Here is a 20362-nt window from a genome sequence, read left to right on the forward strand (position 1 = left end):
AACCTGCTAATCAGTCAGCCACCGGGGCAAACAGGCCCTCCAGGGAGCATCAACCATGCCAAAGATCAGTCCTGAACTGTTGTCAGTCCTGCGCTGCCCCGTCACCGGGTCGAAGCTGATCCAGGAAGGCGAGGAACTCGTCTCGACGGCGGCTGGGGACTCCGGCGAAAAGCTCCGCTACGCGATCGAGGACGGCATTCCGCTGCTCCTGCCGCCGGAACTGCTTCAGGCTGCCAACGCCGCCGGCTCGGACCAGCACGACTCCCGGTCTGGTTCGGCCGCCGCTGACGACACGCCATAAGCCTCCATCACCCGCCCCACCCACCGCAGGCGCACTGACGCCCGTCGCCCCCATCGGACAGAGCAAAGGATCCCCATGACTTTTGATTACAAGGTTGCCGACATCTCACTGGCAGAGGCCGGCCGGCACCAGATCCGCCTCGCGGAGCACGAAATGCCCGGGCTAATGTCGCTCCGCGCAGAATTCGGACCCACGCAGCCGCTCAAGGGCGCGAGGATCGCCGGTTCCCTCCACATGACGGTCCAGACCGCCGTGCTGATCGAGACGCTCACAGCCCTGGGCGCGGAGGTCCGCTGGGCTTCCTGCAACATCTTCTCCACCCAGGACGAAGCCGCTGCTGCCGTCGTCGTAGGCAAAGGGACTGTTGAGGATCCACAGGGCGTTCCAGTCTTCGCGTGGAAGGGCGAGACCCTTGAAGAATACTGGTGGACTGCCCAGCAGATCCTGACCTGGCCCGGGGCCGACACCGACCCTGACCTCGGGCCGAACATGATCCTCGACGACGGCGGAGACGCCACCATGCTGGTGCACAAGGGAGTCGAGTTCGAGGCCCTTGGCGCCGTTCCGGCCGCCGCCGCGGACGAATCCGAAGAAGGCATTGTCTTCCTGGATGTCCTGCGTGCGTCCCTGCAGGAGGACGCGCAAAAGTGGACCCGCATCGGTTCCCGCCTGCGCGGCGTCACGGAGGAAACGACCACCGGCGTGCACCGCCTCTACCAGTTGGCTGAACAGGGCAAGCTGTTGTTCCCGGCTATCAACGTCAACGACTCCGTCACCAAGAGCAAGTTCGATAACAAGTACGGCATCCGCCATTCACTGCCGGACGGCATCAACCGCGCCACCGATGTCCTGATGGGTGGCAAGGTCGCCGTCGTCTGCGGCTACGGCGACGTCGGCAAGGGCGCCGCTGAGGCGTTCCGCGGTCAGGGTTCGCGGGTCATTGTCACTGAAATCGACCCCATCTGCGCGCTCCAGGCTGCCATGGACGGCTACCAGGTGGCAAAGCTGGAGTCCGTGCTGGGCGAAGGCCACATCTTCATCACCACTACCGGCAACAAGGATGTCATCCTGGCCGAGCACATGGCCGGCATGCGTGACAAGGCCATCGTGGGCAACATCGGCCACTTCGACAACGAGATCGACATGGCAGGACTGGCCCGGATCCCCGGCATCAAGAAAGTGGAAATCAAGCCCCAGGTGCATGAGTGGGTCTTCGACGCCGGGACCGCAGAAGAGCGCTCCATCATCGTCCTGTCCGAGGGGCGGCTGCTGAACCTTGGCAATGCCACGGGCCACCCGTCCTTCGTGATGAGCAACTCCTTCGCCAACCAGACGATCGCCCAGATCGAGCTGTGGACCAAGCGCGACCAGCCCGAAGGGGAGCGCGAGTACGTCAACCAGGTGTATGTGCTGCCGAAGATCCTGGACGAAAAGGTTGCCCGCCTCCACCTCGCGGCCCTCGACGTCGAATTGACGGAACTCTCCAAGGAGCAGGCCGACTACCTTGACCTCGACGTCGCGGGCCCCTATAAGCCAGAGCACTATCGTTACTGAGGCGTGACGCCCCGGGCGCCGGCCGTGCCCGGGGTTGTTACCTGTTACCCATAAGATCGATATATGGAGCCTGACAATAAGCCGCGCCGTCCCGGAACCGCCAAGAAGATCTTCCTGGTGGCTATGGTGTGCGTCCTGGCCGCTGCCGGCGGGGCGTTCGCCGCGGTAGCGCCGGGCCTGGCCAATGCTTCTTTGGAATCCGAGGCGGGCTCTGCTGTCCGCTCGGCCCCCGGCATCGCGTCGCCCGTGATTGCTCCGGTGAAGGTGGATGTCGCACCGGCCGACGGCGCCAAGCAGGTCAATCCAGCAGCGCCTGTCGCCGTCAAGGTTGGCAACGGGCGGATCGAGAGCGTCACGCTGACCAGCACGGCCGGCGACCCCGTTCAGGGCACCTTTGCTGACGACGGGAGCAGTTGGACCGCCGCCGAACCCCTCAAGTTCAACACCGAGTACAGCTACACCTACGTGGTCACCGACGGGGCCGGGCGCGAAACCAGCACAACGCACTCGTTCAGTACTGTTTCAAGCACGCATGAAGCGGATGCAGCCATCTACCCGCTGGATGGCATGAAGGTCGGTGTGGGCCAGCCCCTCCAGGTCATTTTCAGCGAACCGGTGGTGAACCGTGCCGACGTCGAAAAGGCCATCAAGATCACCTCCAGCGCCGGCCAGACCGGAGCCTTCCACTGGTTCAGCGACACAATGGTCCGGTACCGGCCGGAGGCCTTCTGGGCGGCCAATTCCACAGTCACCATGGACATGCAGCTCTTCGGCGTTGACCTCGGAAACGGGCAGATCGCCAACTTCAACAAAAAAGTCAAGGTCAACTTCGGCGACAAGCGGGTGGCCGTCGCCGACGCCGCCGCGCACACGTTTACCCTGAGCGTCAACGACCAAGTAGTGAAGACGCTGCCGGTCAGCATGGGAGATGAGCGCTTCCCCTCCGCCCGCGGCTATGCCGTTCTGATGGAGAAGAACCGCTACGACCACTTCAGGGCAGCGAGCATCGGCCTCAAGCCCGGGGATCCCGCCTACTACGGCGAAGTGGATGTTGAGTACGCAATCCGCCTGACGCTCAGCGGCGCCTACATTCATCAGGCGCTCGAATCAGCATTCCCGTACATCGGAAACAAAAACGTCTCGCATGGCTGCATCGGCTTCGCCCCCGACGGCGCCGCCTGGGTCTTTGACAACATGACCACTGGTGATGTGGTGCAGATCATCAACACCGAAGGGGATTACGCGGCCCACGAAGACGGCTACGGTGACTGGAACATCCCTTGGGCTGAGTACGACAACTGACCGTCACGACCCAAACGGGAGCCGTTCCAGGCGCTCGCCCACTACGGAATTACGACGACGGGCCTCGCCGAGCCGCGACAGCTCCCGGTTGCGGCGCTCGGCAACCACGGCGGCCAGGTACTCGTCAGGGCCGGTTCCCGGCGGCGGGGGAGGTGCCACATGCCTTGCCAGTTCGGTCGCAATCGAGGCGGCCATGCCTGCACGCGACAGTGGTGACATCCGGCCCGCCTGGCGAATGAACTGGGATGCCTGGCGGGCAGTGGCGTCCGGGATGCGGCCGATATCGGCTGCTGCTGCCCAGGCGCGCAGCCGGGGCGGCATATACACCGGGGCCGCCCCTTCAACGGGCACGCGGCTCCGGAGGGCGTACGTTCCCGCCATGATGTCCCCGAGCCGCTTGGACCTGTCATTGAAGAGCGCCACAGCAATGGCAAGACCGCCGAGGGTGAGGTAGATCTCCAGGAAGCCGGTCAGCCCGCGGATGACGGCATGCCGGAAGCGGATGGCGCCGCCATCGTCTCGCACCACGCGCAGACCCGCAGCCAGCTTTCCCAGCGAGAGGCCCCGGCTCAGGGTTTCCACCGCCACCGGGACAATCACAAAGCAGAACACCACGCTGGAAAGCATCAGGGCCCGGGCGGCAGCTTCATCGAGTTCGGCGCTGGCGGCGGCCACGCCGAACAGCATGAGCACCAGCAGGACCACGTTGACCATCACATCCAGCAGCAGCCCCAGCGCACGCGCGGCGAAGGAGGCGGGACGCAGTTCCAGGACAACGGCCTCGCCCGTGACGATTGAGCTCAATGCGGTGTTCCGTTCCACGCGAATTATCCTGCAGACGCTCACAGTCTAATGGCGTGAGGTTAGGCTGTAGCCGTGGATATGGATGCCTTCTCCGCCGTCAATGGGGATACTTGGTCGAGGCTGCACAAGCTTGCCTTCAAACGCCGCCTCAGCGGGGCCGAAGCCGACGAACTGCTGCGCTTGTACCAGCTGACTTCCGCGCACCTTTCCCTCATCCGCTCCATCGCCCCTGAAAGTGGGCTCTCGGCGTCACTCTCGGCAACCCTGGCCCAGTCGAGGACTCGCTTCACGGGAGCCCGCTCGAATTTTGCGGCCGATCTGGCCCGCTTCTTTGTCGTCGCACTGCCTGCCGCGCTGTACCGCCTGCGATGGCTGACGGTGGCCTGCGGGGCAGCGTTCATCCTGATCGGCGCCGCGTACGCGCTGTGGATTGGGACCTCGCCGGAGGCGCTCCGTGCTGTCGCGTCCGAAGAAGCTGTCCGGCAGTACGTCGAAGAGGACTTCATCGACTACTACTCGGAAAACCCGGCAGCCTCGTTCGCCGGTGCCGTCTGGACCAACAACGCCTGGATCAGCGCGCAGGCCGTTGCCTTGGGGATCACAGGGTTTTGGGTGCCCATGATCCTGTTCAGCAACGCCCAGGGTGTTGGCATTGCTGCCGGTATTTTCGCCGCCTCCGGCAAGACCGACGTTTTCTACAGTTACATCCTCCCGCACGGCCTGATGGAACTGACGGCGGTGTTCATCGCCTGCGCCGCGGGGCTGCGGATCTTCTGGGCCATGGTTTCCCCTGGCCGCCGCACCCGCGGCCGTGCCGTCGCGCAGGAAGGCCGGTCCCTGATCACCGTGGCGCTGGGGCTGGTGCTGGTGCTGTTCGTCTCCGGCCTGGTGGAAGGATTCGTGACCCCCAGTCCCTTGCCTGTGTGGGCGAAGATTGGCATTGGGTCCGCGGTACTGGCCGCGTACTGGCTGTATGTACTGGTCTGGGGCCGGCGGGCCTATCTGGCGGGGGCCCGCGGTGACCTTGGCACCGAGGATGCCGGGTACAGCGAAATCGCAGCCTGAATCGATGCCTGCCCGGGGTGGCACCTCGCACTGCCGGAGGACCGGACGGTAGGCTCGTCAAGAGATACTTGTGCTGCCCGGACCCGAGCCGGCTCCACGGACCCCAACGGAAGTGACGCTGCTGTGAATGACAATTCTCCGACCCCTGCCAAACGCAAGGAGCCGCAGCCGGATCCCCTCTTGGACACCTCGGCGGATTCGGATGAGCCGGCCTTTTCGTGGATGAGTGACTCCCCGTCAGGCAGCCCGGACAAGACGGGGCCCTCAAAACGGCCTGACAGCACCGGGCCGTCGAAGAGCACAGGCAGCAACGGGGAAACTTCCCCGCAGCCCGAAAGCCGGGCTGGCCGCAAGGCTGCCGAGGCCGCCGTCGAACCTGCGGGCGAAGAAGGTCCGCCGCTGTTCAGCGAACCGCTGCCCACCTCGGCCCTCCAGGTCCGTCCGCCACAGGAAGAAGTTGAGCGGCGCAACGCCGAGCGCGAGAGTGCGGCAAAGGCCAAGCCGCTGACGCCGCGTGTGATGCAGGTGCTGCTCGCCATCATGTATCCCGTCATCCTCCTGGTCCTGGGAGTCCGCGCCGTCACCAGCCCCCTGTTCCTCTGGATCGAGTACAACCGCCCCGGATTTCCGGGCGACGGTTACGGCTTCAGCACGGACGACAGAATGACCTACGGCTCCTACGCCGTTGACTACCTCAGCAACTGGTCCGGGCCCCGCTACCTGGGCGAACTCGTCAACCGCAGCGGAGACGAGCTCTTCAAAGGCAGCGAGGTCAGCCACATGGCGGACGTGAAACTCGTCATCCTTTCCGCTTTCGGCGCCGGTGCCCTCCTGATCCTCGTCAGCATCATCGCGATCGCCTACCTGCGCCGCCGAAGCAATGGCGGGGTGCGCCGCGGCCTCTTCGCAGGATCAATCCTGACCCTGGTGATCATCCTGGGTCTCGGTGCGCTGGCCGTGCTGGGCTGGCAACAGTTCTTCACCGAATTCCACCGCATCTTCTTCGCCAGCGGGACATGGACCTTTGCGCTGGAGGACACCCTGATCAGGCTGTTCCCGGGCCAGTTCTGGATCGACGCCGGAATCGTGATAGCCGCCCTCGTGCTGCTTGTGGCGCTGGCAACCCTGGTTCTGACGTGGCCTACACGCCGCCGCCGCGGCCTGACCGATGACGAGCAGGAGGCCTCGGCAAAGGTCGAGGCCGTGTAGGGGCGGGCGGCTCCGCCCCCGGGGGCAGTTCAGCCGTAAAGCTTGGTGATTTCCGCGTCGAAATCGCGGACGACGGCGGCCCTCTTGAGTTTGAGCGACGGCGTCAGGTGCCCTGAATCGAGGGTGAACTGGGCGTCCAGCACTGCGAAGCTGCGGATGGATTCGGCCTGGGAGACCAGTGCGTTGGCCTGGTCCACTGCTTCCTGGATGGCCGCCCGCACCCGCGGATCAGCCGCGGCTTCGCGCCGGGACAGTGCCGGCACCTTGTGCAGCGCACACCAGCTCTCCAGGCCTTCCTGATCCAGGCTGACAAGGGCGGAGACGAACGGCTTCCCTTCTCCCACGACCACGGCGTGACCCACCAGTTGGTGGGCGCGGATCTTTTCCTCGAGGGGACCGGGAACAACGTTCTTCCCGCCGGCAGTGACCAGCATGTCCTTCTTCCGTCCCGTGATCGTCAGGAACCCCTCGGGGTCAAGCCGGCCAAGGTCCCCGGTGCGGAAGAATCCGTCCACAAAAGCCTCCGCGTTGGCGGCCTCGTTGGCGTGGTATCCCTTGAAAACGCCGATGCCCTTCACCAGGATCTCGCCATCCTCAGCGACTCGGATGGTAGTGCCGGGAATGGGTATGCCCACGCTGCCCACCCTGGTCATGGTGGGGGTGTTCACAGTGCAGGGTGCGGTAGTTTCGGTCAGGCCATACCCCTCAAGGACGGGAATGCCGGCACCACGGAAAAAATGGGCGTCCTCAGCAGCAAGGGGGCTGGCCCCGGAAACGGTGTAGCGGATCTGACCGCCCATGGCTTGGCGGAGTTTGGGGTACAGCAGCCGGTCGAAGAGTGCATGAGCGGTGCGGGACAGGAAACCGGGCCCGCTGCCCTCACCCCGGGCAGCTTCGTCCTGCTCCTTCGAAAAACGGATCGCAGCAGCCGATGCGGTACTGAAGATGCCCGATTTGCCGGCAAGGGCGGCCTTTTGCGCGGCGCCGGCCCGGACTTTCTCGAAAATTCGCGGCACCACCAACAAGAACGTCGGCCTGAAGGTGGCCAGGTCCTCCAGTAGCTGTGCTGCGGTGCCCGTGTGCCCCAGCGTGGCCCCGGCACTCAGGCACACCACCTGGACCGCACGTGCCAGGACGTGAGCCAGCGGCAGGAACATCAAGGTTCGGGCGTTCTCCTGCACCAGGAGCTCCGGGAGGAAGGCCACGATGTTCTTGGCCACCAGGGCGAAGTTCCCATGGGTGATTTCACAGCCCTTCGGGTTACCGGTAGTCCCGGACGTGTACACGAGGGACGCGACGTCGTTCAGTGCAGCCGCGGAGCGGTGCCGTTCGAGCTCGGCGTCGGTAACCCCCATGCCGGCAGCGGCGAGGCTCGCGAGATCCGGGGCGACGCCGTCGTGGTCCATTCTCACGACGTTAACCAGACGGTCCTTGAGGAGCTCGGAAGCCGCCAGGACCTTGGCTACCAGCGCAACCTTTCCGTGGTCCTCCGCGAAGACCCTGAGAGCCCCGGAGTCATGCAGGATCCACTCGATCTGGCTTGCCGACGAAGTCTCGTAGATCGGCACCGTGACGCCCCCGGCGAACCAGATGGCGAAGTCCACCAGCGTCCACTCGTAGCGGGTGGCGGACATGACCGCTACGGTGTCGCCAGGCTCCAGCCCGCCGGCGATCAGGCCCTTCGCCAGGGCGCTGACATCCTGGAGGAACTTCTGGGCCGTGATGTCCGTCCAGCCGTTGGGTCCCTTGCGTGCATACAGGGCGTGGGCAGGATTGGCCTGCTGTTCCAGGAGGAGGTCCGTCACATTGCTGGCAGGATCAAGCTCCACGAGCAGTTCTGTGCTTGCTTCTCTCACAGGCGGTCTCCGTTCGGCTGCCATAGCGCTGCGGGGCTGAAATCGTCAGGGTCTTCTGCAATCCTGCCCTAGATCCAGGAAGGCATCCACATCCTGTGGCGCCACTCATGGTACGGAATGACTTCGGCTGTCCACACGGGGTAGAAGAAGGCGGACAGCAGCACTACGCCGGCAACAAAGAGTGCTACCAGGTAGAGCCCGGAACGACGGCGCCACAGTGGATCTGTATTCCGTCCAAGGACGAGGCCCAGACAGTACACCAGTGCCAGCACCAGGAACGGCTCGAAGGAGATGGCGTAGAAGTAGAACATGGTTCGCTCCGGGTACAGGAACCAGGGCAGGTAGCCCGCAGCCACCCCGGTGAGTACGGCCCCGGCACGCCAGTCGCGGCGTCCCGCCCACCAGAAGAGGAGTACTGCCAGCGAGATGGTGGCTCCCCACCATACGAGGGGATTGCCGACGGAGAGGATGGCAGAAGCGCAGTTGGGGACATCGCATCCCGGGGCTCCCTGCTTCGGGGACTCATAGAAGAAGGATGTGGGCCGGCCCATCACCAGCCAGCTCCACGCGCTCGCCTCATAGGGGTGCTCGGAGCCCAGCCCCTGGTGGAACTTGTACGCCTCCAGGTGGTAGTGGGCCAGCGACCGGACAGAGTCAGGCAGCCAACCCCACTCGGTCGAGGGGTTGGACCCGGCCCAGCGCCGGAAGTAGGCGTCATCCGAACGGAACCAGCCGGTCCAGGTGGCGGTGTACACGACGGCTGCGACCGGAACCATACTGGCGAAAGCCGGTAGCCCGTCCTTGATGATGCCCCCGGTGATCCAGCCGCGGATTCCGGCGACCCGGCGTGCGGAGAGGTCCCACACGACAGATAGCAGCCCGAAGCCCGCCAGGAAGAACAACCCGGACCACTTGGTCCCCACTGCAAGGCCCAGGCAAACGCCGGCGGCGATCCGCCACCACCGGATGCCCAGCCATGGACCGGCCAGCAGTTGGCCCGGGGAGGGTCTGCCATCCTTTCCGGCCGCGGCCTGCCTGGCGAGTCGCGCCGCCAGCTTGAGGCGGCCGTCGTCGCGGTCCATTAGCAGGGCGCCGAAGGCAGCCAGGACCCAGAACATCAGGAAGATATCCAGCAGCGACGTCCGTGACATCACCAGGTGGTGTCCGTCCACAGCCAGCAGCAGCCCTGCCGCGGCGGACAGGGGCAGGGACCGGAACAGTTTTTGGGCGATGAGGACGAGCAGCAGGATGGAAACGGTACCGGTAAGGGCCGCTGAGAAACGCCAGCCCAGGGGGTTGTCGGCGCCAAAGAGCCACATGCCGCCGGCGATCATCCATTTGCCCACCGGAGGGTGGACCACATACTCGGGCGTGCCAAGGAGGACGGAAGGGTTCCCGGCATTGAAGGAGTCGTTGGCCTTGTCCGGCCAGCTTCGCTCATAGCCGCTGACGAGCAACGAATAGCCGTCCTTGACGTAGTACGTCTCGTCAAAAACCAGGCTGGGCGGAGTGTCCAGGCGGGTGAACCGGAGTACGCCACCGATGGCCGTCGTCAGCAGCGGCACCAACCAGAACCACAACCGGAGCGAGGGCGGGTAGTCACGCCAGCTGCGGATACTGCCGATCATCCGCTCTTGGAGTGCTTGGGTGGAAAATGCCACGGCTGGCCGGACGATCCAGGGCTTGCCGGCTGAGGCGACGGCCAGTGCGGCGCTTTCCGGCGGGCCGATGGGCGGGTCCAGCGGGTGGGCCTGACCGGCCTCGGCGGGCCGCGTGGGGGTCTGCGTCACGTGCCCCATGCTACCTTTTGCAGCTTGTGCCGCTGGCCAGCAGTAGGCTGGTGGCGTGGACCCTAACCCCGAAACCCTGCCCGACTCCAACCTGCCTGACGACGCCATGCCTAACGCCGGCATTGCAGGACCGGGAAGGATCGTGCTGGCCGCAACGCCGATTGGCAACTCAGGCGACGCCTCCGCACGGCTTGTCGAACTGCTGGCCACTGCTGACATCGTCGCTGCAGAGGACACCAGGCGGCTCCACCGCCTGGTGCAGAACCTTGGCGTCACGGTGGCAGGCCGCGTCATCAGCTACCACGAGCACAACGAAGCGACGAAGACAGCCGAACTCCTCGACGCCGTCAGGGCTGGCAAAACAATGGTCATGGTCACCGACGCGGGGATGCCGTCTGTTTCGGACCCGGGCTTCCGGCTCGTTGAGGGAGCTGTTGCCGCCGGGCTCACCGTCACTGCCGCCCCGGGCCCGTCAGCGGTGCTGACAGCCCTGGCACTCTCCGGCCTGCCCACCGACAGGTTCTGCTTTGAAGGCTTCCTTCCCCGGAAAGCGGGGGAGCGGGCGTCCAGGTTGGCAGACCTTGCTGCGGAGCGGCGAACCATGGTGTTCTTCGAAGCTCCGCACCGGCTGGAGGCCATGCTCAGGGCGTTGCGGGAGCGGTTCGGCGCCGAGCGCAGGATTGCGGTCTGCCGGGAATTGACCAAGACCTATGAGGAGGTCATCCGGGGAACTGTGGGCGAGCTTCTGCTTTGGGCTGAAGGCAATGAGGTCCGGGGTGAGATCGCAGTAGTGCTGGGCGGAGCGCCTGAGCAGGCGCCGGGAACGCCGGAAGACCATGTAGCGGCCGTCAATGCGCTGGTAGCGCAGGGAATCAGGCTTAAGGAAGCCGTTGCAGCGGTGGCCGAAGACGTCCGGGTCAGCAAGCGAGAACTGTACTCCGCCGTTCTGGCGGCGCGCTGACCCGGCCTTGGAGAGACTTCCAACGGCCGACTGATAGCGCGAAATCACGCGGGACGGCGCTGTGCACCTGCACAGAGCCGAGCTCATTCTGTAGTGCGTAGAGGCGTAGACCGCCGGTGGCGGCGGCAGTAGTCTGGCAGTTAATCAGCCAACAAGGCGTGCCGCTCGGGCGCCGCTGCACGGCTGGAAAAACCTTACTGACGAGGGAGTCATCGTGACTGTCACTGCACTGCCAGCTGTTACCGCAGAGCGCGAGAGCGAGCTGCTGGCCTCTGTTCCCACCGGCCTGCTTATCAATGGTGAGTGGCGGCCGGCCGCTTCCGGGAAGACGTTCGACGTCGAGGACCCCGCCACGGGCAAAGTGCTGTTGAGCATTGCTGACGCGGGTGCCGAAGACGGCAAGGCTGCCCTGGACGCCGCCGCGGCGGCACAGGAGTCGTGGGCGCGGGTCCCGGCCCGTGAACGCGGGGAGATCCTGCGCCGTGCCTTTGATCTGGTGACCGAGCGTGCCGAAGACTTCGCGCTCCTCATGACCATGGAAATGGGCAAGCCGCTGGCCGAAGCCCGCGGCGAAGTGACCTACGGTGCTGAGTTCCTGCGCTGGTTCTCCGAGGAAGCCGTCCGTGCGTTCGGCCGCTACTCGGTCTCCCCGGACGGAAAGTCGCGCCTCCTCGTGACCAAGAAGCCGGTGGGTCCCTGCCTTCTGATTACACCGTGGAACTTCCCGCTGGCCATGGCCACCCGCAAGATCGCTCCCGCCGTCGCCGCAGGCTGCACCATGGTGCTGAAGTCCGCCAACCTGACACCCCTGACGTCCCAGCTTTTCGCCGCCGTCATGCAGGAAGCCGGCCTGCCCGCCGGCGTCCTGAACGTCATTCCAACCTCCACGGCCGGCGCCACCACCGGCCCGCTGATCAAGGACCAGCGCCTCCGGAAGCTTTCCTTCACCGGCTCCACCGAGGTGGGCCGCCGCCTTCTTGCCGACGCGTCCGAAACCGTCCTGCGGACCTCCATGGAGCTCGGCGGCAACGCCCCGTTCGTGGTGTTCGAGGACGCGGACCTGGACGCCGCAGTCGCCGGAGCCATGCTGGCAAAGCTGCGCAACATGGGTGAGGCCTGCACCGCCGCGAACCGTTTCATTGTGCACGAGTCCGTCGCTGAAGAGTTCGCGGAGAAGTTCGCTGCCAAGATGTCCGAAATGACCACCGCCCGCGGCACCGAGCCTGACTCCAAGGTGGGTCCGCTGATCGATGCCAAGAGCCGGGACAAGGTCCACGAACTGGTATCCGACGCCGTGTCCTCCGGCGCGAGGGCAGTCCTGGGCGGTGCCCCGGCAGAAGGTCCGGGCTACTTCTACCAGCCCACCATCCTCACTGGAGTCACCGAAGGAACCCGGATCCTGTCCGAGGAAATCTTCGGCCCCGTCGCACCCATCATCACCTTCGGCACCGAAGAGGAAGCCATCCGGCTCGCCAACAACACCGAGTACGGCCTGGTGGCCTACGTCTTCACGAGGGACCTCAACCGCGGCATCCGGATGGGTGAACGCCTTGAAACGGGCATGCTCGGCCTGAACGCCGGCGTGATCTCCAACGCCGCTGCCCCCTTCGGCGGCGTCAAGCAGTCCGGCCTGGGCCGTGAAGGCGGGCTGGAAGGCATCGAGGAATACCTCTACACCCAGTACATCGGCATTGCCGACCCCTACGCAGGCTGAGGCTTCGCAGAAGCCAGGTGCGCATCGGTTGGGGCAACTAGCCTTCGCTGAGGCGCCGGAGGTCGTCGCGCGCCCGTGACCACGAGCGTGCGACGGCCTTTACCGTCCGTCGGACCTGCCGGCCAACGAACCGGAACGGCGCCGTCAGTATCCTCCCCCAAAGCGCCATGACCGACTGCGGGAGCCACTCGGCGCGCAGCCTTCTGCCCCGGGTGACATTAGCCCGCATGGAGCCCTGAAGGGCCACAATCCGGGCGGCGGCCGGCTTGTCCTTGCCCGCCGCGGGGGAATCGCCGGCAGGAGGGCCGTAAGCGCGCCGTTCGAAATCGGCGGTGAGCGAGATGACGGCCTGGTGCGCGGCGTCGTCCATTCCGCCGGGTTCACCGAGCAGAGGCGAGCTGCGGAGCCGGGCCGAATACAACCTGGGCGTCTCACTCGGTCCGGGAGGCAAGCCATAGTCCGTGCCGAGGTCACGGAGCTCGGACCACGCCATGGGGATGGCCGCCGGAGACGGGGGATCAGTGGTTCGCAGCCTGCGGGCCCGGACCCCTAGCCGCACGAGCCTGGGTGAGGACAGCAGGAGGATCAGCGCTGCCAATCCTGCCAGGCCCAGCAGCCAAGGCAGAACCTGCGAACCTGCCTCACTGCCCGGGCCGCCGTTACCGGGAACGGGCAATGGTGCCGCGCTGGGCAAAGGCGTTGCTGTCGCACCGTTGGATGGAATGAGGTCGTCATTGTTTTCGATGGCTCCCGGGGCGCCTGCTGCCGAGCTTTCGGTGGCATACTCGGGGACCACCCCACGCGAGGGGGTGGGCTCAAACGGTACCCACCCTAGCCCTTGGAAGTAGAGCTCCGGCCAGGCATGGGCATCACGTGCGTCCACTTCGTACTCGGAGAGTGGTCCTTGTCCGGCGACGTTCACTGTAGCTCCAGTCAGCCGCCCAGGGGCGTAGCCGACGGCGATCCTGCTGGGGATCCCCTCCAACCGGGCCATCACGGCCATAGCGGAGGCGTAGTGGATGCAGTATCCGCTTTTTTGGGTGAGGAAATCGGCGAGCACCGACAGTCCGTTGCCGTCATAGCCGCCTTGGACCGGGGACTGCAGGGAATACGTGAAGTCCGCTGACCGCAGGTATCTCTGGATGGCCATCGCCTTTGCGTAAGCGCTGCCGCCCGATCCGGTGACGGAGTCGGCCGTGGTCCTGACGATGTCAGGAACGTTGCCTGGAACCCGGGTGAAATCCTCCGCAATGCCCTGCACTGCTGCTGAGGACCGGTCGAGCAGACTGGCAGTGAGCCGCGGCGCAGAGGAGACCACGGTGTATTCCTGGCTTCTCGAGTTGGTATCTACCCCTTTGATGCTCAGGGTGGCGGGATCCCAGGACCAGCGCCCGCCCAGCCCCCGGATCGATTCGGGGGCATACGGCACCGGCAGGTATGGGCTCGTGAAGGCGCCCGTCTCCACTGCGGTCACGTAGCGGAGCTGCTCCTCAGCAGGGATCTCGTAGCCAGTCTCGATCGGCCCGGCCACCGGTTGGCGCGATTCCTCACGGTCGTCCGGTCCCCAGGAGTCGCCGTCGAAATTGTCCACCGTGACCGAACGCAGGTAGAGCGGCGTGACGGCGTTCGTAGCGTACGTGATCCGTCCGGTTCCAGCGGGAGTGCGGAGGCTGTTTCCAAGCGTGATCATGGGATTAAGTCCCGTGGACGTGCCCCAGGGGTTCACGCGCGATCCTTGCGGGAATGTACCTTGGTCGAAGCCAGGGATGGCCATCGGAATGATCAGCGTGGCCACGAGGGCAACGGATCCGGTGAGTGCGGCGCGCTTCAAATGCCCGGGGTTGCGGGCGGTGTCGGCTGGTGTGCCCGCGTCCGGGGCGAACCACTGGCTGCACGCCAGAATCAGCAGGTAGCCGGCCACCGTGGCGCTGAAACTCCACACTCCCACGCTCTGCGGCTTAACCATGGCGGGCACGATCAGGATGGCGAACAGGCCCAGGCCCGTGGTGGCCGGCGTGCCAAGGGGCAACGCCAATGCGTCGATAAGAATGACCATCAGGCCGAGGACCGCGCAGGTCACCATGACGATTCCGGCGTTCGGGGCCACAGGCGCGCTTTCGGCGAGTACCGTCTCGCTGGCACGGCGTATGAACCTGTCAAACTCCTTCATGGTGGCGCCCGACGGGATGATTCCGGCAATGCCTGTGCTGCGGAAGAACGTCAGCGTCAGGATGGCTATGAGCGAAGCGAGGCCGCCGGCGGTGACCAGGAGCGGCTGCGCCCGGGCGGCCCGCAGCGCGGCCATGGTCAGGCACACCACAAAAACGGTGGTCAGGACTGGCAGATACCACGCCCATCCCCTCAGGACACCGTTCAGTGACAGGGCCGCGCCGCACACAGACAGCCCTACCGCGCCGGCCATGACCCACGGGTAGGCGCCCACCCGCACCCTGCCTGGCGCATGGCCGGATGTCTGAGAAATTGCCGGCTCCGCGGTGGAGGAGGTGTGCTTCTCGGGGGCGAGTGTCATCGTGTCACCCCCGCGCCGCGCCGGACATCGGCTGCTGCGGTATCCAGCGCAGCTCCGCCTTGGTCAAAGTGGCTCCATGCTGCAGGCACCGGAACGGCCGGGGACACGGCAACTGCGCGCCACCCTCCGCGCCGCAGCTCTTCAAGCTGTTCGTGGAACTCCGAGGGCCTTTCGGCGACGATGATGGCGAACGCATTGGCGCCATAGCCTGCGGCCGGGGCCAAGGCATTGGCTTCGGCCATGGACACCCTGCCCAGGAGCGCGATGATAGGACCCCGCATCCGGTGCGCCGAAAGTTTGTCCATGAGTCCGTCGTCGAACGGGGCCGGACCGGGATCCTGCGCAAAGCCATGGTCCCGCCCGATGGCGGCGGCGTCCTTGCGGGGGGCGGCCGCGAGAGCCGGACTCCAGCGGCCAGCCTCGTTGTGGCCGTGATGGCCGTGATGGCCGTGATGGCCGTGATGCGGACCGGAGAGCTGGATGGCAGCCAGGCTTTCGGCGATGGACTGCAGCCCACCCGTGCCCACGTACTCCTCCGCCTCCGGTTCAGGCGCCGAAGGCGAACGCAGGAAAGCCGGTTCGCCCCGGGCATCGAGCAGCCGCAGCGCATAATTCCGTTCGGCAAGGTGCGTGCTGACGGAGATGGCAGCCACCACTGCCCACTCGAAGGTGCCACTGGTGAGCATGTCGTGCCCGTCCGCGGCAGCGGATCCGCCAAACCCGATCCCACCGAATCCGGTCCCCGGGCTGCCTGAAAAGGCGACAAACCGCTGGTCCAGGATGATGGTGGCCTCCGGAGTAGTGACCGACTCCTCCTGCCGGACCATCAGCGCTCCGTGCCGGGCAGTCGCCGGCCAATGTACCCGGCGCATGGGGTCGCCGTGCCGGTACTCGCGGGTCATCACGTCGTCGTCGCTCGGGTTAGCCCGGATCCGGGTCGCGGTGACGCCGTCGTTCCCGCGAGCCCCAGCGAGTCCTGTGACCGGAAGCTCGACGGCGGCGGGCGTCACCGTGAGGGTGTCGCCGTCGTCGATTGCCTGCCGGTGAAGGGACAGCCCGAACGGGTCGGTGAACTCCGCCGTTACCGGCCCGATAAGAAATTGACCGCGCTGGCTGGAACGCAGGTGGTATTCATACCGGCTGGTGCCACCGGTTGCCGACCGCGCGGGGAAGCGGAACGCCGGTGATTCCCCGAACCGCGGGGGCAGGCGCTCCTCCATGATGGCGCGGCCGGTGCCCTGCCCGGTGCGCGCCACAGCCAGCCGGACAGTGGTGGCAGCCGAGGTTTCCACCGGCGAAGGATTAAACTCCCGGTAGACCTGGAATTTGGGCTTGACCAGACGGATTCCGGCCAGCGAGATGAGGGGAAGCACGATCAGCAGGACGCTGAGGCTCAGGAGATCCCGGCGGCCCATGATCTGAGCGGCCAACAGCGACACGGCACCGGCCGCGAGCAGGCCCCAGCCGCGCTGGCTGAAAAGGTGGCGGGGCAGTCGGTCCAGCAGTGCCATGGGACTCTGCCTAGTGATTCCTGCGGAGCCCGGAGCCCGGTGGCGTGCCCGGCGCCGGCTTGGCCACGAACCGGGTCGCGGCGTCAGCCAGGTCCTGGCTGACGGGAAGCCTGTTCAGGATGCCGCGGATGACGCTGTGTGGGGTCTCCCCGGCACTGGCGGCCTTGCGGTCCAGGATAATCCGGTGGGCAAGGACAGATTCGGCAACGTTGACCACGTCATCGGGAAGCACAAAATCTCGTTCGTCCAGGGCTGCCGTGGCCTTGGCCGCGCGGAGCAGCTGCAGCATCGAGCGAGGACTGGCGCCTAGCCTGAGCAGGGGACTCTCACGGGTGGCCCTGCCGACGGACACGGTGTATTCCTTGACGGCCTGCGATACATAGACCTTCTGGACAGCGGCAATCATCGCCGCGACGTCTGCGGCGGTGACCACGGCCGAGACCTTTGCAAGCGGCGACGTGGCTTGGTGGGTTTCCAGCATTTCGATCTCGGAGTCCTTGTCCGGATAGCCCATGGAGATACGTGCCATAAAGCGGTCCCGCTGCGCTTCCGGCAGGGGATAGGTACCTTCCATCTCGATCGGATTCTGCGTGGCGACCACCATAAACGGCTCATCAAGTTTGTAGGAGTGCCCGTCCACGGTGACCTGGTGCTCCTCCATGCACTCCAAGAGCGCGGACTGTGTCTTGGCCGAGGCCCGGTTGATTTCGTCACCAATGACGATGTTGGCAAACACCGCCCCCGGGCGGAACTCGAACAGGCGGGAAGACTGGTTGTAGATGGACACGCCGGTGACGTCGGAAGGCAACAGGTCGGGGGTGAACTGGATCCGGCTTACTGTGCAGTCGATGGTCCGTGCGAGGGTCTTGGCGAGCAGCGTCTTGCCGACGCCGGGCACGTCCTCGAGCAGGAGGTGGCCCTGGGCCAGCAGGACGGTCAGGGCCAGTTTCGCGGCCTCAGACTTTCCATCGATGACTGTATTGATCTCGTCCAGGATGCGCCGGCTTGCAGAGTGGAAAGCGGCCGCGTCCATCGCCTGGACCTTGTGGCCGTTCAGCTGCGTGACCGGTTCCGCAATCCCTGCGTAGGTCCGGCCTGCGGTTTCGATCTCATTGACGGCCGTGCGTCGGTGGGAGTCCATCGGCAACCTTTCAGCCCGGTACCGACTGGGACGGGACAGCAAGCCTGCCTTCGCCCGTCGGTGGGCGTTCGCATCTGTTGGTAACAGACTACTAACAGAACTGCCGTGCCTGACAGAGAGTTCCCGTAATTCTCGGTGGATCGGCCGCCGCTAGGCTAGTGGGATGTGCAATTCGCTGATTCCCGCCGCCTACCGTGCCGCCGGAACGGACGGTTCAGCCTCGGTTGCGGCTGCTGGCGGGCGGGCCTTTCCGCCGGCGCCCGAGCCGCTGCCGGTCCCGGTCATGGACAACCACACCCACCTTGATTTTCCCGACGGCGCGGGGCCAGTGGGGATTTCCGCTGCCTTGGATGCCGCCCAGGCGGTCGGAGTGCAAGGGGCGGTCCAAGTGGGCTGCGACCTCGAATCCTCCCGCTTCACCGTGGAGGCGGTAGGTCAGGACAGCAGGCTGCTGGGTGCTGTGGCACTGCACCCCAATGACGCCCCGGATTACGCCGCCCGCGGCGAGCTGGAGGACGCTTTGGCGGAGATTGAGCGGCTTGCAGCCCATCCCCGCATCCGGGCTATTGGTGAAACCGGGCTGGATTTCTTCCGCACGGAAGGGGAGGGCCTGGTGCATCAGCGCTACTCGTTCAGGCGCCACATAGACATCGCCAAGAGGCTGGGCCTGACCCTCCAGATCCACGACCGCGACGCCCATGACGACGTAGTGAAGGTCCTGCGTGAAGAAGGGGCTCCCGAGCGCGTGGTCTTCCATTGCTTTTCGGGGGATGAGGAGTTGGCCCGAATCTGCAATTCGGAGGGCTGGAACATGTCCTTCGCAGGCACCCTGACGTTCAAGAACGCCCACAATCTTCGGGCGGCGCTCGCAGTGGCCGAACCCGGTCTGGTGCTGGTGGAAACCGACGCACCCTTCCTTACTCCGCACCCGCACCGTGGCCGGGCAAACGCCAGTTATATGGTGCCGTACACGGTCAGGGCCATGGCTAATGTGACAGGAGCCGACCTTGCGGGTCTTTGTCAGCAGATTAGCGAAAATACTGTGCGGGCCTACGGATCCTGGGACTGAGACCGCCACCGTAGACTGAGGGCCTGCAAATACCGGGTATGCAAAATTCTTGGTCGCTTTATAACGCTACGGTTACAGTGGGTAACTATTAGCCGGGGTCGGGGAAGGCCTTCGGATAATTCACTTCATCCGCTGCAGGATCATGAACGGCCGTGATGCCGCATGCCTGCCGCGTGGAGTGTGGCGGCGCAAAGGTGCCCGGAGCTGACCTCAGGGGTTCTGCGCCGGGTGTTTTACTGCGTTTTTCCCCGTGCCCGGATGGTCCTAAAGTTACGGGCAATCGTGGTCAAGCTTTTCACATCTGACGGCAAGTTCAGCTTCGTCAAGGTTGGTACCCAGCTGGTGGTGCTTTGCGCGCTCGTGCTCGGGCTCGTCGCCTTTGTCGGAAATAACAAAACAATCACGCTCAATGTCGACGGTAAGGTCAGTTCAATCCAGACCTTCGGCGGCACAGTGGGCCAGGTTGTCAAAAGCGCAAAACTGGACCTGAAGCCGGCGGACCGGGTATCGCCGTCCGTCGACGAGACCGTTCAAAACGGCACCGTTATCAATGTGAACATGGCCAAGGCCGTGAAAGTCAGTCTCGATGGCTCCGAAAAGACCGTCAGCACCACGTCCCCGGACGTCGCCGGACTCGTGACCGAGCTCGGTGTGGCCAGTTCATCGTCCGTGTCCGTTCCGAAGGACGCCCAGCTGGCCGTGGACGGGTCGTTCGTCTCCATCACAACGCCCAAGAACGTCAGCATCGTTGCCGACGGAAAAGTCACCACGGCAACCACCACCGCCTCCACGGTGCAGGCCGTCCTTGAGGATGCAGGCGTGAGCCTTGGCGTGAACGACCGGAGTTCGCAGCCGGGCAACGCCCCCGTGGTAAACAACATGGTGGTCAAGGTCTCCAGGGTGGATACCGGCCAGACGGCGGCAACCACGGAGGACGTCAAGTTCGAGACTATGACCTCCGAAAGCGCCGACTTGTTCAAGGGCGAGAAGAAGGTGACCCAGGCTGGCGCCGCCGGAAAGGTTGAGCGGACTTTCAAGCTGGTTCTGGTTGATGGCCGCGAGGCTTCCCGCACACTGGTTTCCGAGACGGTGACCGTTCAGCCTGTGACAGAGCAGGTCACGGTGGGCACCAAGGCGAAGCCGGCAGCCACCACCACCGCCGGCACAAACACCGGTGCCGCTGCCCCGGCCATGATGAATGAAGCCATGTGGGACAAGATCGCCCAGTGCGAGTCGGGTGGCAACTGGTCCATCAACACCGGCAACGGCTACTACGGCGGCCTCCAGTTCGACATCCGGACATGGATCGGCTCGGGAGGCGGTGCCTACGCCCCGAACGCCAGCCTGGCCACCAAGGCCCAGCAGATTGATATCGCCAACCGCGTATACGCACAGCGTGGCCTCCAGCCCTGGGGCTGTGGCTGGGCGGCCACCAGCTAGGACCGTCGCTCCCGATTCACGGGCCAACCCTGCCGTGGCAGCCGACCACAGCCGCGCCGGGCATGACTGAACAATCAACGTAATGGCCGGCCCCGGACTACCGGGGCCGGCCATT

15 protein-coding genes are annotated in these 20362 nt (G+C 65.2%); 9 read left to right on the forward strand and 6 right to left on the reverse strand.

The features are described 5' to 3' along the window. Positions 1–55 precede the first annotated feature (55 nt). The 3 genes from ACLKOZ_RS02565 to ACLKOZ_RS02575 all read left to right on the forward strand — a co-directional run bounded on the left by ACLKOZ_RS02565 (position 56) and on the right by ACLKOZ_RS02575 (position 3157). On the forward strand, positions 56–301 hold the full coding sequence (locus tag ACLKOZ_RS02565) for a Trm112 family protein (protein WP_436472568.1): 246 nt from the start codon (positions 56–58) through the stop codon (positions 299–301). A 75-nt stretch (positions 302–376) separates the two neighbouring features. Further along, positions 377–1855, forward strand: a complete 1479-nt coding sequence (gene ahcY, locus ACLKOZ_RS02570) for an adenosylhomocysteinase (protein WP_436472570.1) — start codon at positions 377–379, stop codon at positions 1853–1855. A 63-nt stretch (positions 1856–1918) separates the two neighbouring features. Then, positions 1919–3157 (forward strand): L,D-transpeptidase, encoded by a 1239-nt coding sequence (locus ACLKOZ_RS02575; RefSeq protein ID WP_436472572.1) that lies wholly within the window; start codon positions 1919–1921, stop codon positions 3155–3157. A gap of 3 nt (positions 3158–3160) precedes the next feature. Here ACLKOZ_RS02575 and ACLKOZ_RS02580 read toward each other — a convergent pair whose 3' ends face one another. Continuing rightward, positions 3161–3961: an RDD family protein gene (locus tag ACLKOZ_RS02580; protein WP_436472605.1), complete on the reverse strand. Its 801-nt coding sequence runs from the start codon at positions 3959–3961 to the stop codon at positions 3161–3163. Between the two features lie 72 nt (positions 3962–4033). On the opposite strand from ACLKOZ_RS02580, the gene ACLKOZ_RS02585 reads away from it, so the two are divergent. Beyond that, complete coding sequence (locus ACLKOZ_RS02585) at positions 4034–5026, forward strand: stage II sporulation protein M (RefSeq protein ID WP_436472574.1); 993 nt, start codon at positions 4034–4036, stop codon at positions 5024–5026. A gap of 123 nt (positions 5027–5149) precedes the next feature. Next, positions 5150–6235, forward strand: a complete 1086-nt coding sequence (locus ACLKOZ_RS02590; RefSeq protein ID WP_436472575.1) for a TIGR01906 family membrane protein — start codon at positions 5150–5152, stop codon at positions 6233–6235. Between the two features lie 29 nt (positions 6236–6264). On the opposite strand, the gene ACLKOZ_RS02595 is transcribed toward ACLKOZ_RS02590, so the two are convergent. Together ACLKOZ_RS02595 and ACLKOZ_RS02600 are read right to left on the reverse strand one after the other, a co-directional pair. Further along, complete coding sequence (locus ACLKOZ_RS02595) at positions 6265–8091, reverse strand: AMP-dependent synthetase/ligase (RefSeq protein WP_436472577.1); 1827 nt, start codon at positions 8089–8091, stop codon at positions 6265–6267. Positions 8092–8159: 68 nt separating this feature from the next. Further along, on the reverse strand, positions 8160–9890 hold the full coding sequence (locus tag ACLKOZ_RS02600) for a dolichyl-phosphate-mannose--protein mannosyltransferase (protein ID WP_436472578.1): 1731 nt from the start codon (positions 9888–9890) through the stop codon (positions 8160–8162). A 46-nt stretch (positions 9891–9936) separates the two neighbouring features. On the opposite strand from ACLKOZ_RS02600, the gene rsmI reads away from it, so the two are divergent. Together rsmI and ACLKOZ_RS02610 are read left to right on the forward strand one after the other, a co-directional pair. Continuing rightward, positions 9937–10842, forward strand: a complete 906-nt coding sequence (gene rsmI, locus ACLKOZ_RS02605) for a 16S rRNA (cytidine(1402)-2'-O)-methyltransferase (protein ID WP_436472580.1) — start codon at positions 9937–9939, stop codon at positions 10840–10842. 214 nt (positions 10843–11056) lie between these two features. Beyond that, entirely contained in the window at positions 11057–12556 is a 1500-nt protein-coding gene (locus tag ACLKOZ_RS02610; RefSeq protein ID WP_436472582.1) for an NAD-dependent succinate-semialdehyde dehydrogenase, read from the forward strand. A 37-nt stretch (positions 12557–12593) separates the two neighbouring features. Here ACLKOZ_RS02610 and ACLKOZ_RS02615 read toward each other — a convergent pair whose 3' ends face one another. Genes ACLKOZ_RS02615 through ACLKOZ_RS02625 form a run of 3 tightly spaced genes read right to left on the reverse strand, consistent with a single transcriptional unit; the run spans position 12594 to position 17738 of the window. Next, complete coding sequence (locus ACLKOZ_RS02615) at positions 12594–15086, reverse strand: transglutaminaseTgpA domain-containing protein (protein WP_436472584.1); 2493 nt, start codon at positions 15084–15086, stop codon at positions 12594–12596. Then, positions 15083–16597, reverse strand: coding sequence for a DUF58 domain-containing protein (locus ACLKOZ_RS02620; RefSeq protein WP_436472586.1), 1515 nt, complete (start codon positions 16595–16597; stop codon positions 15083–15085). The genes ACLKOZ_RS02615 and ACLKOZ_RS02620 overlap by 4 nt, the downstream gene beginning before the upstream one ends. Positions 16598–16607: 10 nt before the next feature. Continuing rightward, positions 16608–17738: an AAA family ATPase gene (locus ACLKOZ_RS02625; RefSeq protein WP_436472588.1), complete on the reverse strand. Its 1131-nt coding sequence runs from the start codon at positions 17736–17738 to the stop codon at positions 16608–16610. Between the two features lie 163 nt (positions 17739–17901). Here ACLKOZ_RS02625 and ACLKOZ_RS02630 point away from each other — a divergent pair, with 163 nt between their 5' ends. Further along, positions 17902–18807, forward strand: a complete 906-nt coding sequence (locus ACLKOZ_RS02630) for a TatD family hydrolase (protein ID WP_436472590.1) — start codon at positions 17902–17904, stop codon at positions 18805–18807. 282 nt (positions 18808–19089) lie between these two features. Beyond that, positions 19090–20247, forward strand: coding sequence for a transglycosylase family protein (locus tag ACLKOZ_RS02635; protein ID WP_436472592.1), 1158 nt, complete (start codon positions 19090–19092; stop codon positions 20245–20247). The last annotated feature ends 115 nt before the right edge of the window (positions 20248–20362 follow it).

The organism is Arthrobacter sp. R4 (assembly GCF_051365025.1).
Classification (GTDB): Bacteria; Actinomycetota; Actinomycetes; order Actinomycetales; family Micrococcaceae; genus Arthrobacter.